Annotated in this window: 18 protein-coding genes; 4 read left to right on the top strand and 14 right to left on the bottom strand. The window is 54.9% G+C overall.

What is annotated here, in order from left to right:
- The first annotated feature begins 287 nt into the window (after nt 1-287).
- The 3 genes from ACR0D6_RS19000 (at nt 288) to ACR0D6_RS18990 (ending at nt 2,765) form a co-directional block, all read left to right on the top strand.
- Nucleotides 288-1,289, top strand: a complete 1,002-nt coding sequence (locus ACR0D6_RS19000) for an NADPH:quinone oxidoreductase family protein (protein WP_480766679.1) — start codon at nt 288-290, stop codon at nt 1,287-1,289.
- A gap of 274 nt (nt 1,290-1,563) precedes the next feature.
- On the top strand, nt 1,564-2,013 hold the full coding sequence (aroQ, locus tag ACR0D6_RS18995) for a type II 3-dehydroquinate dehydratase (protein ID WP_480766678.1): 450 nt from the start codon (nt 1,564-1,566) through the stop codon (nt 2,011-2,013).
- On the top strand, nt 2,010-2,765 hold the full coding sequence (locus ACR0D6_RS18990; RefSeq protein ID WP_480766677.1) for a helix-turn-helix transcriptional regulator: 756 nt from the start codon (nt 2,010-2,012) through the stop codon (nt 2,763-2,765). The genes aroQ and ACR0D6_RS18990 overlap by 4 nt, the downstream gene beginning before the upstream one ends.
- A gap of 398 nt (nt 2,766-3,163) precedes the next feature.
- Here the strand turns inward: ACR0D6_RS18990 and tsf are convergent, their stop codons facing one another.
- The 5 genes from tsf to ACR0D6_RS18965 form a co-directional block, all read right to left on the bottom strand.
- Nucleotides 3,164-4,039, bottom strand: coding sequence for a translation elongation factor Ts (tsf, locus tag ACR0D6_RS18985; protein ID WP_170655527.1), 876 nt, complete (start codon nt 4,037-4,039; stop codon nt 3,164-3,166).
- A gap of 76 nt (nt 4,040-4,115) precedes the next feature.
- Nucleotides 4,116-4,907, bottom strand: coding sequence for a 30S ribosomal protein S2 (rpsB, locus tag ACR0D6_RS18980; protein WP_170655525.1), 792 nt, complete (start codon nt 4,905-4,907; stop codon nt 4,116-4,118).
- Between the two features lie 194 nt (nt 4,908-5,101).
- On the bottom strand, nt 5,102-5,935 hold the full coding sequence (olsA, locus tag ACR0D6_RS18975) for a lyso-ornithine lipid O-acyltransferase (RefSeq protein WP_480766676.1): 834 nt from the start codon (nt 5,933-5,935) through the stop codon (nt 5,102-5,104).
- 4 nt (nt 5,936-5,939) lie between these two features.
- Nucleotides 5,940-6,695 carry an L-ornithine N(alpha)-acyltransferase gene (olsB, locus tag ACR0D6_RS18970; protein WP_480766675.1) on the bottom strand — a complete coding sequence of 252 codons (756 nt, stop codon included), beginning with the start codon at nt 6,693-6,695 and terminating at the stop codon, nt 5,940-5,942.
- 110 nt (nt 6,696-6,805) lie between these two features.
- Complete coding sequence (locus ACR0D6_RS18965; protein WP_170655519.1) at nt 6,806-6,988, bottom strand: DUF3553 domain-containing protein; 183 nt, start codon at nt 6,986-6,988, stop codon at nt 6,806-6,808.
- A 46-nt stretch (nt 6,989-7,034) separates the two neighbouring features.
- Between ACR0D6_RS18965 and ACR0D6_RS18960 the strand changes: the two genes are divergently transcribed.
- A complete protein-coding gene (locus ACR0D6_RS18960; protein ID WP_480766674.1) occupies nt 7,035-7,631 on the top strand; it encodes a histidine phosphotransferase family protein in 597 nt (198 codons plus the stop codon).
- Between the two features lie 15 nt (nt 7,632-7,646).
- Here the strand turns inward: ACR0D6_RS18960 and ACR0D6_RS18955 are convergent, their stop codons facing one another.
- The 9 genes from ACR0D6_RS18955 to ACR0D6_RS18915 all read right to left on the bottom strand — a co-directional run bounded on the left by ACR0D6_RS18955 (nt 7,647) and on the right by ACR0D6_RS18915 (nt 15,115).
- Nucleotides 7,647-8,909 carry a glutamate-5-semialdehyde dehydrogenase gene (locus tag ACR0D6_RS18955; protein ID WP_480766673.1) on the bottom strand — a complete coding sequence of 421 codons (1,263 nt, stop codon included), beginning with the start codon at nt 8,907-8,909 and terminating at the stop codon, nt 7,647-7,649.
- Between the two features lie 48 nt (nt 8,910-8,957).
- Nucleotides 8,958-10,064, bottom strand: a complete 1,107-nt coding sequence (gene proB, locus ACR0D6_RS18950) for a glutamate 5-kinase (RefSeq protein WP_480766672.1) — start codon at nt 10,062-10,064, stop codon at nt 8,958-8,960.
- On the bottom strand, nt 10,052-11,086 hold the full coding sequence (obgE, locus tag ACR0D6_RS18945) for a GTPase ObgE (RefSeq protein WP_480766671.1): 1,035 nt from the start codon (nt 11,084-11,086) through the stop codon (nt 10,052-10,054). Before obgE ends, proB begins: the two co-directional genes overlap by 13 nt.
- Before the next feature lie 38 nt (nt 11,087-11,124).
- A complete protein-coding gene (locus ACR0D6_RS18940) occupies nt 11,125-11,661 on the bottom strand; it encodes a GNAT family N-acetyltransferase (RefSeq protein ID WP_170655512.1) in 537 nt (178 codons plus the stop codon).
- Nucleotides 11,661-12,266 (bottom strand): LysE family translocator, encoded by a 606-nt coding sequence (locus ACR0D6_RS18935; RefSeq protein ID WP_480766670.1) that lies wholly within the window; start codon nt 12,264-12,266, stop codon nt 11,661-11,663. The genes ACR0D6_RS18940 and ACR0D6_RS18935 overlap by 1 nt, the downstream gene beginning before the upstream one ends.
- Before the next feature lie 97 nt (nt 12,267-12,363).
- Nucleotides 12,364-12,633 (bottom strand): 50S ribosomal protein L27, encoded by a 270-nt coding sequence (gene rpmA / locus ACR0D6_RS18930; protein ID WP_050602452.1) that lies wholly within the window; start codon nt 12,631-12,633, stop codon nt 12,364-12,366.
- A gap of 11 nt (nt 12,634-12,644) precedes the next feature.
- Nucleotides 12,645-13,253 carry a 50S ribosomal protein L21 gene (locus ACR0D6_RS18925; protein WP_170655508.1) on the bottom strand — a complete coding sequence of 203 codons (609 nt, stop codon included), beginning with the start codon at nt 13,251-13,253 and terminating at the stop codon, nt 12,645-12,647.
- A 210-nt stretch (nt 13,254-13,463) separates the two neighbouring features.
- Complete coding sequence (locus ACR0D6_RS18920; protein ID WP_480766669.1) at nt 13,464-14,273, bottom strand: DUF2059 domain-containing protein; 810 nt, start codon at nt 14,271-14,273, stop codon at nt 13,464-13,466.
- Entirely contained in the window at nt 14,273-15,115 is an 843-nt protein-coding gene (locus ACR0D6_RS18915; protein ID WP_170655504.1) for a DUF2059 domain-containing protein, read from the bottom strand. The genes ACR0D6_RS18920 and ACR0D6_RS18915 overlap by 1 nt, the downstream gene beginning before the upstream one ends.
- Between the last annotated feature and the right edge of the window lie 34 nt (nt 15,116-15,149).

The raw sequence follows: 15,149 nt of genomic DNA, 5'->3' as shown, positions 1-15,149 counted from the left end.
CAGCGACTGGCAACCAGTCACACACCTGTTCGGCTTCAACTCGCTTCCTTTTCGGACAAAACCTGTTTGGCCCGGGCAATTCCGGCCGGAGACTTGTGCCGATGGTGCAATTTTCCAATATTTCCACTCCGGTGAATGCTAGCCTGCTTTTAGCGTTCTATCACTGGTTCCGCCTTGCGTTTCGCACAGCAGAATTGCATTTCGAAATCTCATTGACAACCAGTAGAACGGGCAGAAGACTTTACGTCATATCCGGCCACTTGACCGCTGAATTGGGAAGGAAAGAAATGAAAGCAATGCTCAGCACCGCTCCGGGCGGACCAGAAACACTTCAGCTAACTCAGTTGCCTGACCCAACCCCCAAACCGGGGGAACTGTTGGTGCGCGTTCATGCCGCCGGAGTGAACTTTCCAGATACCCTGATCATTCGCGACCTATATCAGATGAAACCCCCTCGCCCATTCGCGCCCGGTGGGGAAATCGCTGGGGAGGTCGTGGCCGTCGGTGAAGGTGTGTCAGGTTTTGCAACCGGGGATCGTGTGCTGGCGTTGACAGGATATGGTGGGTTTGCGACGCACCTGACACTCAAGGCGGCAAGTGCAGTCAAAATACCTGATGAAATGCCATACGACGCTGCCGCCTGTTTCATTTTCACATACGGAACGTCCCATCACGCCCTAAAGGACCGAGCCAGCTTAAAGCCCGGTGAATCCCTTTTGATACTCGGAGCTGCCGGAGGCGTCGGTGTCGCGGCAATCGAATTGGCAAAAGCCGCGGGTGCGAAGGTCATTGCAGCTGTTTCATCTAAAGAAAAGGCGGATTTCTGCAGGCAGGTGGGTGCAGATGAAACCCTGATCTATCCCAAGAAGTTGGATAAGGATTCCCAGAAGGCACTATCCAAGGAAATCAAGGCCTTGGCGGGCGGAGATGGTGTCGACGTAGTTTACGATGCGGTTGGCGGGGGTTATGCGGAACCCGCCTTGCGAGCGACCGCATGGCAAGGCCGCTATCTTGTTGTCGGTTTTCCTGCGGGGATTCCCAAAATTCCATTGAACCTGACATTGCTCAAAGGATGTCAGGTTGTTGGAGTATTCTGGGGTGCATCGGTGTTTCGGGATCCGAAAGGGCATTCCGAAAATATGGCAGACCTGTTTCAGCTTTATCTGGATGGAAAAATCAAACCACGTATCAGTCAGCGGTTTTCCCTGGAACATGCGCCCGAAGCATTGGAACTCATGCAGAATCGCCAGGCAATGGGAAAGATCGTGGTTACGATGGATCAGGATTAGCACGAATTATCCCTTATGGGATAAGGGGATTCAGACATATTTGCGGCCTCTTGAGGATGCGCCGACCAATCGGTGCGGCAGCGGATGAGGCGATGTTTCAATGTCAGACTTTCTGATCACGAAAATGTCAGATCACCCTAACTTGTGATGGAATAGGCCCCTCTCAGGATGCACTCGCGGCATTTGGGTCGCTTTTGCAGTGGCATGAAGCGCTGCCCTATGGACAGTTGCCCTACTTCATGACAATGAATCTTTAGATGGGACAAATTCTGACATGACAAAAGTGTTGGTTCTTAACGGCCCGAACCTCAATTTGCTCGGCATGAGGCAACCTGAGGTTTATGGCCATACGACATTGAAAATGATCGAAGAACTGTGCGTGTCGCACGGCTCTGCGCTTGGTCAGGACGTTACCTGCCTGCAATCAAATCACGAAGGTGTCCTGATTGATGCGATTCACTCATCTCGTGGTGTTCAGGACGGAATTGTGCTGAATGCAGGTGCCTTCACGCATACGTCGGTAGCTCTGATGGACGCGATCTCGTCCGCTGAGGTGCCTGTTGTTGAGGTTCATCTGTCAAATATCCATGCGCGCGAAGCGTTCAGACACAAGTCCTTTATTGCTCCGGTGGCGATCGGACAGATTTGCGGCTTCGGCGCCCAAGGCTATGTGATGGCGCTGGATGCGTTGAAACAGCATGTGACGAACGGGGGCGCTGCGTGAAACTCTGCGACTATCTTCATTTTCTGAGTTACACAAAAACTCTGGAAGAGTTGTGGGATGCGCATTGCCGTCAGATGGCAGAGTATGGCTTTGAAAGATTGCTGTACGGATACACACAGTTCAGAACGGCCACTTCGCTTGGCGATCCAGAAGACTTTGTCATACTGACCAACCACTGCGAAAAATACATCAACGGCTTCCTGCATTCCGGGCTGTATTTTCATGCGCCCATGCTCAAGTGGGCCTTGGAGAATGAAGGCGCAGCAAGCTGGCGTATGGTGCAGGAGATGATGTCTACCGGCACCATGACCTCACAGGAACGTCAGGTCTATGAGTTCAACCGCTCGATGGGTGTGACTGCAGGCTACACAATCAGTTTCAATTCAGTCTCCATGCGCTCCAAGGGTGCCATCTCGTTGGGGTACAACAAGGATCGGAGTCAGGAAGAAGCCGACGAGACATGGGCTGAACACGGTGACGATATCCTGCTGATGAACAATGTCGCTCATCTTAAAATCCTGACGCTGCCCTACACTGCACCCAATCGGGCGTTGACCAAGCGCCAGCGCGAGGCTCTGCAGTGGGTGGGCGACGGAAAGACAACTCAGGACATTGCTTTGTTGATGGGCCTGACGTCGGCCACTGTCGAAAAACACCTGCGTCTGGCGCGCGAAGCCCTTTCGGTTGAGACTACAGCGCAGGCTGTTCTCAAGGCCGCTCTTCACAACCAGATGTTTGTCATGGAATTTTAGCCCAAGGGCAGGATTCTAAGGCCGATATCTGCACTGAATTGCGGCCAGCTTACCTAGGGTAAGGAAAACATGACTTTTCGAATCTGCCCATAAAAGTGCAAAGTTGACTCGTTCCGTGAGTGGTGGCTTTAGCCAAGGAACATTCGGATCGGACCTTTGCAATTTCAGGGCTCTCCGGTCACTCTGGCAAGGGACGTCTTATTTGTCCGCGTTCCCAAGTTGGAAATCTTGAGGGGCCCCTCCATCCCCATCATGCGGGGCCCCTCATTTCATTTTAAAGATGACTGCAGACAATCCCTTGAAAGGGAGTTTTTTCTGTCCCAAAAGAAAACCGGCTGCGAACACGCAACCGGTTTCTAAGAGTGTCCCGGCCCTGAACAGGCCGGAAATTTTATAGATCAGCCCTGAGCGGCTTTGGCAACTTCGGCTGCGAAATCTTCTTTTTCGACAACGATGCCTTCGCCTACTTCCAGACGGATGAAGCCTGTGATGGTTGCACCCGCCTCTTTGGCCGCCGCTTCGACGGTCAGGTCGGGGTTCACAACGAACGACTGGTTCAGCAGCGTCGATTCAGCCACGAATTTCTTCATGCGGCCTTCGATCATTTTTTCGATCACCTGTTCCGGCTTGCCGGATTCACGGGCGATGTCCATCTGAACCTGCTTTTCTTTCTCGACAACCGCCGGATCCATGTCCGCTTCGGACAGGGCCGCCGGGTTTACCGCTGCGATGTGCATTGCAACCTGCTTGCCGATGGTTTCGTCGCCGCCGGACAGGGCAACCAGAACACCGATTTTGCCCATGCCGTTGGTGGCAGCGTTGTGTACGTAGGACACAACTGTGTCGCCTGACAGCTTGGACATGCGGCGCACCGACATGTTTTCACCGATGGTTGCGATCTTGTCGGTCAGGGTGTCTGCAACGGACTTGCCGCCCAGATCAGCCGCCAGCAGAGCTTCGACGTTGTCTACGCCTTCTGCAGCGTATGCGATCTTGCCGACCATTTCCTGGAACTCGGCATTTTTAGCAACGAAGTCGGTTTCCGAGTTCACTTCGACAGCAACACCGTTGCCACCGTCAACGTGGACTGCAACCAGACCTTCTGCTGCGGTACGGCCCGATTTCTTGGCCGCCTTGGCCAGACCTTTGGTGCGCAGCCAGTCAACGGCTTCATCCATGTTGCCGCCGGTCTCGGTCAGCGCTTTTTTTGCGTCCATCATGCCTGCGCCGGTCGAGTCGCGCAGTTCTTTTACCATTGCTGCTGTGATTGCCATCTTTTGGCTCTCCTCAATTCAAACGGAATTGGGGCAGGTCTACCCTGCCCCATATGTCATTTACGTGACGGGCAGCTTACGCTTCGGCAGGTGTTTCTGCTTCTGCGGGGGCTTCTTCTGCAACGGCTTCTTCAACCGGAGCTTCTTCGAATGCACCCAGATCAACACCTGCGGCACCCATCTGAGCGGTCATGCCGTCCAGAGCGGCACGCGCGGCCAGGTCACAGTACAGAGCAATTGCACGAGCTGCGTCATCGTTGCCGGGGATGATGTAGTCAACGCCATCGGGCGAGCAGTTGGTGTCGACAACAGCCACAACCGGGATGCCCAGTTTGTTGGCTTCTGCGATGGCCAGTGCTTCTTTTTTGACGTCGATGACGAACAGCAGGTCCGGAACGCCGCCCATCTCGCGGATACCGCCCAGCGAAGCCTGCAGCTTGGACTGGTCACGTTCCATGCCCAGACGCTCTTTCTTGGTCAGGCCTTCTGCGCCCGATTCCATGGCTTCGTCGATCTGGTTCAGTCGGTTGATCGACTGGGAAACGGTTTTCCAGTTGGTCAGCGTGCCGCCCAGCCAGCGGTGGTTCATGTAGTATTGAGCCGACTTTTCAGCCGCTTCAGCGATTGGCTGAGCAGCCTGACGCTTGGTACCAACGAACAGAACGCGGCCACCTTTAGCGACGGTGTCACGAACGGCCTGCAGAGCCTGATCCAGCATCGGAACGGTCTGAGTCAGATCCATGATGTGGATGCCATTGCGCGAGCCGTAGATGAACGGGCCCATGCGGGGATTCCAACGCTGTGTCTGGTGACCAAAGTGAACGCCAGCTTCCAGCAGCTGACGCATGGTGAACTCGGGAAGAGCCATGCTATGTTTTCCTTTTCCGGTTTACGCCTGAGCGGGGGTGAGAGAAGCGATTGCTCCAACCGGCGGTCTTGATGGGGATGTCTCCCCCAAAAAGGCCAAAACCCCGCCTGCGGGTTTGAATGGCGCGCGAATACTACACACGGGATCACCCTACAAGTGAAAAATCATCAAATATTATGATCGGGCGCATTATTTTATGATGCCCGCGCCAGCGCATGCGCGTGACGAACGGCTTCTTCGCAATGGGCTGCGAGTGCCTTGCGGTTCTCAAAATCGCTGACCTTTGCCGGAGAGTGATAGATCAACTCGACCGTCCCTTGCCGGCGCACGCCAAGTGTCTTCAACAAATGCGGCCCAAACTCCATATCGCCCCACCAGCCATAGAATCTGTCGGGCTGCCCTTTCGGCGCGTAGAAGATCACCGAGACCGGCTGGACATACATGAACTCGCGAAGTTCATCAGCGAAGAACGCGGCAAAGAGAGTTGTTTTAAAAGGTAAAACGCGCAAGTTGTCCGTCGATGTTCCCTCGGGAAAGAACAGCAGTTTATGCCCTACTGACAGGCGCTCTTCAAACAGCTTCGTCTGTTCACGCGCTTTCTTTCGGTCCCGCTCAATGAAAACCGTGCCGGTTGCACGGGCCAGCCAGCCAATACCGGGCCATTTGGCTACTTCGGCTTTCGAGACGAAATAGACCCTCTTGCGGGCGTTCAGCGCAAAAATATCCAGCCAGGACGAGTGGTTTGCCACCACGGCCCCATGCTGAACCATCAATTCCCCGGAAGAGCGAAACCCAATTCCCAGAACGCGAAAGGCATTGCGGCAAACAAACTGGCTGATGAACGGAGTGATCGGACGCCGCACGCCGAAAATTGGCCGTTCGATCAATCGCACGATCAGCAGGATGATCAGCCCGCCAAAGACCAGAATGGCCAATGGAAGACCACGCAACAGGACTAGGACCCAACCGAGAAAACCCAATTCGATCGGGTCGGGTTCGTCATCGCTGTGCCATGAGGGATCGCTCACCTGTTCAGGCTCCACCGTAAATGCGCCGCTGGCGGTCGTTCATGCGGGCTGTGTCCAGAACCAGACACACGTCGGTTGTGTTAAAGGCATGATCTATGAACGCGCCCTCTCCCACGAACCCTCCCAGCCGCAGATAGGCTTTGATCAATGCCGGCACTTCCAGCATGGCCTTGCGGCGGTCCAATTGGTCGGGTCTGACCAGATCCATGGATTGGAACACCTGGGGTTGCGCACGCACCCGCAGATCAGACGGCGCAAGGTGGTTGTGATGCAGCATTGAAAGAGGTTGGGCAAGCGCTTGAATATCTGTTCCATGAAAACTGGCGACACCAAAAAGCACTTCGATCTCGCGCTCGGCCACATATCCCGCAAGACCGTTCCACAGATGGTACATGGCGGTCCCGCCACGGTAATCGGGATGTACGCAGGATCGCCCCAGTTCAAGTAAATTGCGGCCGCTCTGTTTCAGTACCGAAAGGTCGTATTCATCTTCAGAATAGAATTGTCCGACGGATTTGGCCCTGTCCCCCGGTAATAACCGATAGACGCCGATCACCTCATTGCTGCCCTCGTCAAAGGCCAGCAAATGATCAAAATATGGATCAAAGCGGTCTTTTTCCAACCCGGCTTCGTGGTCAACCATTTCACCGCCGCCACCAAGCTCGCGCACAAAGACATCATAGCGCAGACGCTGCGCTGCCTTCAGCTCATCCTCGTTTTCGGCGAGTTTGACAGTAATTGACGGTCCCTGATCAGGCATTTGTAGTCCAGTGTTCAAAGCGGGAACTTTGAGGGCTGATTACAGCAGTTGCGTCGACGATGGCAACAAGATCGCCAAACGCAGACGCGTTAACATTTCCTCAACCAGTTTCATGGATCAAAGACCGGCGTCAGTGCAATCCGCGTCCCATCGATCACCACTTTTCCCTGATCCCGGAAATTAACGGTGATCTTGCCGGCAATGTTGGACTGGACCTGACCAATGCCCCAGTCGGGGAAATCGGGGTGGCGGACGAACATGCCCGGTGCAAGAATAGCATTGAGGTCTGTCATGCGGTGCTCTCGGTCGGGCAAATGGCGGATGCAACAGGAGGTATGCATGAGCGAAAGCGACGTCAACCTGGCAAGCCTGATCAGCTCCAGGATTTGCCATGACCTGATCAGCCCGATCGGCGCGATCACCAATGGGCTTGAACTGCTGGACATGGTGGGTGGTGTGCAGGGTCCCGAAATGGAACTGATTTCGGGCAGCGTCGGTAATGCAGGCGCGCGGATTCGGTTCTTCCGCATTGCCTTCGGCGCGTCTGGCGAGCAGCCATTGGGCCGGACTGAAATCGCCGGACTGTTGAAAGATATCGAACTTGCAAGCCGGGTTCGCGTTCAATGGGGACCGACCGAATCCAAACCGCGCAATCAGATCAAACTGGCGTTTCTGGCCATTCAATGCTGTGAAAGCGCAATGCCAATGGGCGGAGAAATCGAGGTAATCTGTAACGAAGATCAGTGGGAGGTCACTGGTGTCGCAGACAAGCTCAATATCGAAAGTGATGTTTGGCAGAGCCTGAATGCCATGCCCATTTCGAAACGGATAACCCCGGCCCTTGTTCAATTCGCCCTTCTGCCCGAGACAGCCAAAACCATGGGGCGACGGGTGCGGGCCGACACCACTTCGACCCGCGTTACAATCCGTTTTTGAATTGTTCCGGTTGAATCAGCTCCGTACGGAACCGTTTCCACGCACCAGATATTTAAAGCTGGTCAACTGTGCCGCACCAACAGGCCCTCGGGCATGCATCTTTCCGGTGGCGATTCCGATTTCGGCACCCATCCCAAATTCTCCGCCGTCCGCAAATTGAGTCGAGGCGTTGTGCATCAGGATTGCACTGTCCAATCTCTCAAAGAAGTGTGCGGCGGCGGTTTTGTCTTCGGAAATAATGCAATCAGTATGGCTCGATCCGTAGTGGCGGATATGACCAATGGCATCATCGATGCTGGCCACTGATTTGGCCGCGATGATGCTATCCAAAAATTCTTTGCCCCAATCTTCGTCGGTCGCCGGAACCGTTCCATCGGCAGACAGTTCAGGGTCTGCATGCACTTCGACACCGGCGGCAACCAATGCAGCGATAACCTCCCTCCCCAGAGTCTCAACAACGTCCTGATGCACCAGCAAACATTCAGCCGCGCCACAAATGCCCGTCCGGCGAGTTTTGGCGTTCAGAACAACATCAAGTGTCTTTTGGAGATCGGCGGATTTATCCACGTAAATGTGCACTATGCCTTCAAGATGTGCGAAAACGGGAACCCGGGCTTCACGCTGCACCAGCCCAACCAACCCTTTGCCACCACGCGGAACAATGACATCTACGAAATCGGTCATTGTCAGCAATTCCTGGACTGCGGCGCGGTCACGAGTCGGTACCAGTTGAATGGCGTTTTCAGGCAAATTTGCTGCCTTCAACCCTTTGACCAAACAGGCTTGAATCGCCCCAGATGAATGAAAGCTTTCCGAGCCACCGCGCAGGATCACGGCATTGCCGGACTTCAGACACAGAGCACCAGCGTCAGCCGTTACGTTCGGGCGGCTTTCGTATATCACGCCGATTACGCCAAGCGGTGTGCGAACACGTTGGATGTTCAACCCCGAAGGCATGTCCCATTCGGTCAGAACTTCGCCTACGGGATCAGCCTGTTCGGCCACGGTACGCAACCCGTCGACCATGCCCTGAATTCTGGCTTCATCCAGCATCAGACGATCCATCATCGCAGGGCTCAGCCCCTTGTCGCGACCAAACTCGAGATCCTTTTGATTGGCCTCGATTATCTTGCCTCTATTCTTCCAGACAGCGTCGGCTGCGGCGATCAAAGCGGCGTGTTTGCGCTCGGCACTGGCATAGGCCAGATCGCGCGAGGCCTCCTTGGCCCTTTTCCCCAGATCGGCCATCAAAGCGGGAATATTGTCGAGGTCCTTCATCGCATGCGCCTTTCGGGTCGTAGGTGTCGTCGGTTAGTTCTAAATTTCTTACAAGGCCAGGTCGTCTCGGTGCACCAGTGCGGCCCGTCCCGGATATCCAAGCGTGTTTTCGATCTCGGATGACTTGCGTCCCTTGATGGCGTCGGCCTCGTGCGCCGTGTAACGACTTAGCCCCTGCCCTAGTTTGCGCGCCTCGTGATCGAGAATCGAAACTGGGTCACCGCGGCCAAAGTCGCCGGTCACTTCGACGATGCCAGCAGGTAGCAGACTTTTTCCATTGGACAACGCGTTGGCAGCGCCTGCATCCACAATGATCTCTCCACGCGGTTTCATAGCCGAAATCCAGCGTTTACGGGCCGCGTGCGGGTCCAGTTTCGCGGTGAACCACGTGCAATTCGCGCCGTTTTCAAGCGTTTTCAAAGGGTTCAAGGGCGATCCTTCAGTAATCGCCATATCGCATCCGGCTGCAGTTGCCATTTTTGCCGCCAGTAGTTTAGTTTTCATCCCCCCCTTTGAAAGACCCGACCCGGCATCGCCTGCCATCGCCTCAATCTCTGGGGTAATTCGCTCAATGACTTCAAAGCGTTCCGCAGACGCATCATCGTGCGGGTTGCCCGAATAAAATCCGTCTACATCCGACAACAGTATCAACTGATCAGCACCAACAGTCACTGCGACCTGCGCGGCCAGCCGATCATTGTCACCATAACGGATTTCATCTGTCGCAACTGTATCGTTTTCGTTGACGATCGGCACGACACCCAGACCAAGAAGTGTTTCTAGCGTCGCCCGCGAGTTTAGGTACCGACGCCGATCTTCGCTGTCTTCCAGAGTGACCAGAACCTGGGCAGTGGTGATATCATGGGGCGCCAACGCCTCTTCGTAAGCACGGGCCAACCGTATCTGACCAACCGCTGCTGCGGCCTGAGATTTTTCCAACGGCAGCGCGGCCGCAGGCAGCCCGAGAACACCCCGACCCAATGCGATGGACCCAGAGGACACAAGGATCACATCCGTTCCCTGACCTTTCAGCCAGGCAACATCCTGAGCTAGCGAAATCAACCAGTCCGACCGTAACTGGCCGGTATTCCGGTCAACCAGCAAAGCCGAACCGATTTTGACCACCAAGCGTTGGGATGCGGTCAGGGTTGCCAAGGCTGTGTCTCCTCAACGGGTTTCTGGCGCAATCTGTCTTCGTCGATCCGGGCACGAAGTGCGCGAAGAACGTCGGTCACGCCCAGATGCGCAACGCCTGACATCGTCATAACCGGGCCGCCGACAGAATCTTCCAGTTCAGCTTTGGTCAGCTCAACCTCATCTTCATCCAGGGCATCGACTTTATTCAGAACAGTGATCCTGGGCTTTTCCGCCAGTTCCCCACCGTAGGCTTCAAGCTCATGGATGATCGTTCGGTAGTCTTCGGCCACCGTCTCCGACGTTCCGTCGACCAGATGTAAAAGAACTGCACACCGTTCCACGTGGCCAAGAAAACGGTCACCGATTCCACGCCCTTCGTGTGCGCCTTCTATCAGGCCCGGAATATCCGCCACGACGAATTCAACATTATCCACACCAACAACACCAAGGTTCGGGTGAAGGGTGGTAAACGGGTAATCGGCGATCTTGGGCCGGGCATTGGAGGTCGCCGCCAGAAAAGTGGATTTTCCCGCATTGGGCATCCCCAACAGGCCCACATCGGCGATCAGTTTGAGCCGCAACCAAATTGTCCGGTCGACACCCGCCTGACCCGGATTGGCCCGGCGCGGCGCCTGATTGGTTGCGGATTTGAAGTGCAGGTTTCCGAAACCGCCATTGCCGCCCCGTGCAAGTAGGACACGCTGACCGACCTCGGTCAGATCGGCGATTACGGTTTCTTCATCCTCGTCCAGTATTTCAGTACCCACCGGTACACGCAGAACGATGTCGTCACCGTCTTTTCCAGTGCGTTGCTGTCCCCTGCCCGGCTGACCGTTTTTGGCAAAGAAATGTTGCTGATAGCGGAAATCGATCAGAGTGTTCAGACTGTCAACAACTTCGGCCCAGACGGAACCGCCTTTGCCGCCGTCACCACCATCCGGACCGCCATACTCGATGTACTTTTCGCGCCGAAAGCTGACGCACCCTCCACCTCCGGCACCGGACCGGATGTAGACCTTTGCAAGATCAAGAAATTTCATGAGGCATCCCCTACTGCAAAGGCCACATCAGCCACAAGTCAGAGTTTTCGACTATACGTCCAGGTGGGTACGTTCGAGTCGCGCGCAACCGAGTAACTTTCGGCATCACCAAGATATTGGAACCCGCAATGGGTCAACACGCGGGCCGACGCCGGATTGTCCTGAAAGACACTCGCGAACATTGTCGAGTTTTTCAGCGGGTTCGCATTGACCATAGCCTCGACCGCCATCGAAGCGATCCCCGTGTTCCAGTAAAGCGGAGCAACCCAGTATCCGACTTCGGATTGATTCCGATCCAGTTTCTTCAACGAAATCAGCCCGATCAGCTCGGGGCCGCCATCCTTCGTAGCGTCCATTGCCCAAACATCCTCGTCGCGCTCGTCGGCCATAGCGCGACCAACGAAGGCTTCGATGGAACCGGGCGGCAACGGGTGAGGGATCGCCGTCGTCATACGGGCAACTCTCTCATCCCCTGCGTAATGCTCGATCAGTCCCATATCCGACCGACGCAAGGGGCGCAGATCGAACCGCACGGCTTCAATTACCGGCTGATTTATTATTGTTTCAAGTTTCATTAGTGCGTTCCTCCTCCGAACAACACGAAAAGTACGGACGCAACAGTCAGACTCGCTAACGTCCACATCAGATATTTTTCGGCACCCCGCCCTTCAACCACATGGGCAATTCTATCTCCGGCAAAAGTCCAGATTGGATGCAGAATCAACTGGCAAATCAACAAACAGAGAGCGATCGTGAGTGTCGCATCAAAGCTGGAAGTTCCTGATGCGACAAAGCCTGTGAACCCCGCAATGATCATTGCCCATGCCTTTGGATTCAAAGGATGTACGATCAAGCCTGCCCAAAACCCCGGAGCGTCGCCTTCAAGTTTGTCGGAAGACAAACGAAGGTTGGCAATTTTCCATGCAAGCCAGATAATGTATGCGGCTGACGCGTATTTAAGGATGGCAAAGATCGCCGGCGCCTGTTCAGCCAACTGCAACAGGCCAAAACCCACAGGCCAGATGATCAACTGTTTGCCCAAGATCACGCCCGCCACAAACGGTAACGCTGCACGAAAGCCAAAGCGCGCACCTGTTCCCAACAGGACCATGTTGGCCGGTCCCGGCGTGCCGACCTGACTGGCGGCAAAGATCAGGAAACTGGTGGTTGCGACTGTCATCTGAGCGTTGGATCAAGGTTGCGTTAAAAACGAGAAAGGGGACCGGCACTTTCTGCCGGTCCCCCATGAATTTTTCTTAAACCTTCTGGGTTTCGGCTTACTCTGCGGCCTCCGCCACTGGCAGGACCGAAATAAAGGTGCGGTTTTTGAGTCCCTTGTGGAACTTCACAGCGCCATCAACAGTTGCAAAGATAGTGTGATCTTTGCCAATGCCTACGCCTTCGCCCGGCCAGAACTTGGTGCCGCGCTGACGCACGATGATGTTACCTGCGATAGCCGCCTGGCCACCGTACAGTTTCACGCCAAGGCGACGACCAGCTGAGTCGCGACCGTTACGGGAGGAACCGCCAGCTTTTTTATGTGCCATTCTCTCTCTCCTTAGCCTTTGGCCAGCTCTTTGGCCTGCTCAACCCATTCGGGTTTCACTTTGACCGTTTCGATAGCAGCAATCTGCTCATCCGACAAGGCGGCCAGAGCGGCAAAGCTCTCGATACCGGCCTCGACCAGCTTTTTGGCAGCGGCGGGGCCGACACCGTTCAGCTTGGTCAGATCATCAGCAGCAGCGGCAGGTGCTTCTGCCTTGGCTTCTGCTTTCTTGGCAGGCTTTGCTGCAGGAGCAGCCGCGCCAGCCGGTGCCGAACCGGTTGCAGCTTTGATGCCCGACTTGTCAGCGCCCGACGACAGAATGTCGGTGATTTTGACCAGAGTCAGTTTCTGACGGTGGCCAACGGTACGCTTCGAGCTGTGCTTACGACGGCGTTTGACGAACTTGATGACCTTGTCACCTTTGATCTGTTCGATCACTTCGGCCTGTACGCCTGCGCCTTCGACGAAAGGTGCACCAACAACCGGAGCGTCACCGCCCAGCATCAGAACGTCGTTGAATTGAACAGTTTCACCTGCGTCGGCAGCCAGCTTTTCAACGCGGAGCACATCGCCCGCCTGAACCTTGTACTGCTTGCCGCCAGTCTTGAGGACCGCAAACATGCGTCTTTCCTTTTCATTACCGCGTTCTGTGGTCCCCTATCGGGTGTTGACGGCTTTCGCCACCTCGAACAGCGCGCCCGTGGTGTGGGCGGGTTGGCGACCCCCAAGCGTTTACTTGCGGGTCAAATAAAAACTATACCCGGCACAGATAATCCGGCCGGGATGCGGGCTTATCCAAGTATTGGCCGGAAAAGTCAACAGGGTTTCAGACTAGAGGTCCGATGCAGACAGCGCCTGAGCGATCGCAAGTCCTAAATCGTAGGAGATACCGTCATACAATTGATCGAACCCCTCGAAAAGAGCTGCATTTAATGCCCTCCCCGTCTCGGTTCGGGAAAAGGCGATATTTTCGCGCATCTCCGCATCATTCAACGGTTGGTATGCCAACAACAGAAAGGAATACAGCCAGATAGTGGTTTCTTCTTCTGTCAGTTCCTTCTGTGAAAGAAGTTCCGATAGCAGTGCCCGATCATCCGTAGACACATTTTGCCCGTCTGCCAGACCCCGGAAAAAGCTGAAATCAGCGCTCAGCGAGCCGCTGACATTCTGTTCGACCAGATCGTTGGCACGTATGTATTCGTCAACCAGCAGAAAAAACGACGAAGAACGGTCGATTGCCTCATAGTTGGACCTTGCAAGTTCTTCGACGGCTTCATCCGAATAGGCCCGTCGCGCCGAGTTTTCTAATGATATAATTCTCTGACCTACATCGCTTTCGAAAAACAACGCGGCCTGTTCCAACTGGCTTTCAGATAAGGTTTGCTCAAGTGACGTGCTCAGCGCCTCGTACATTCTGTCAGCGGCATATATCTGGTCGACTTGCGATCTGAAATACGTGGTGCCGCCTCCATCCAGCATCTCAGCGGCAAGGTCAGCGCTATTTGCCAGACCCTCATCCCGTAGAATGGTGACCACCTCGTCCATTTGCATTGCGTTGGCCAAACGCTTTACCGACTCAGCGGCAGTGGCAGGTACTGCCAAGATCAGTAGAGTGGAAAGGAATAGTGCAGTCAGTCGCATCAAATATCCTGAGCCGGATGCAGATCGGCCATACGGGTGGCCAGTATCTCGAACCGCCCTGCCATTATTTCGTACTGGATCGCATTCAACAACTCATAGACTTCCTGCATCAGCGGCTCTTCCAATGCGTCCGCATAGGCATCCACATCATCGTCGGAAAAATCTCGGTATGTGTATGCCGCTCCGGCCAGCGCCGACAACTGCAACGCGCGGCGCATATCTGCCTCATTCGCTCGGATCATCTGGCGCAATTGTTCACCATCAAGCTGAAGGTCAATCACGCCAGACGCGCTGGCTGCCATGAGGAACCGGATCTGTATCTCCTGCAGAGCCCTGACCGCTGTACCGGATGAGTCGATCGCCCGGTTCATCCTTTTCAAGCTTTCAACCCGGGTGGAGCCGTCTTTAACCAGGTCGGCAACAATGGACCTTCCCTCCAATTGCTTGGCGTCATCATCCTGGATCATATGAGATGCATTTTCCGCCTCGACCAGGCGCTGGCCAAGATCCGAGGCATAAAATTCGACAGCGTGATTCAGCGCCTCGTCACTCAGTGTCTGCTCAAGAATCGAGACGGCGATTTCGTGCATAACTTCGGTGTCGAAAACATCTTCGGTCAAGCGTTTCCAATCCGACCCGAATCCATCCGGGTCAATACCCAGCATGTCAGGTGCCGAGGCCGAGGCAAAAGCGATACTGTCCAACGCGACGTCAAACCCGGTAGTGGTCAAAAACGCCTCAATTCTGTCCCGGTCTGCGGCCACGGCGGTCGCCGCGCCCAAAACAAGGGCAAAAATAGGTATCAAAGCCAGCGAAGCGGCACGTATTGCTATCTGTTTCATAGCTAACAGCCTAGGAGATTTCCGCCCGCAGGCA

This window comes from Ruegeria sp. BJ6 (assembly GCF_056537885.1).
The sequence above is the reverse complement of the archived record's forward strand: the minus strand, read 5'-3'. Positions and strand labels throughout refer to the sequence as shown.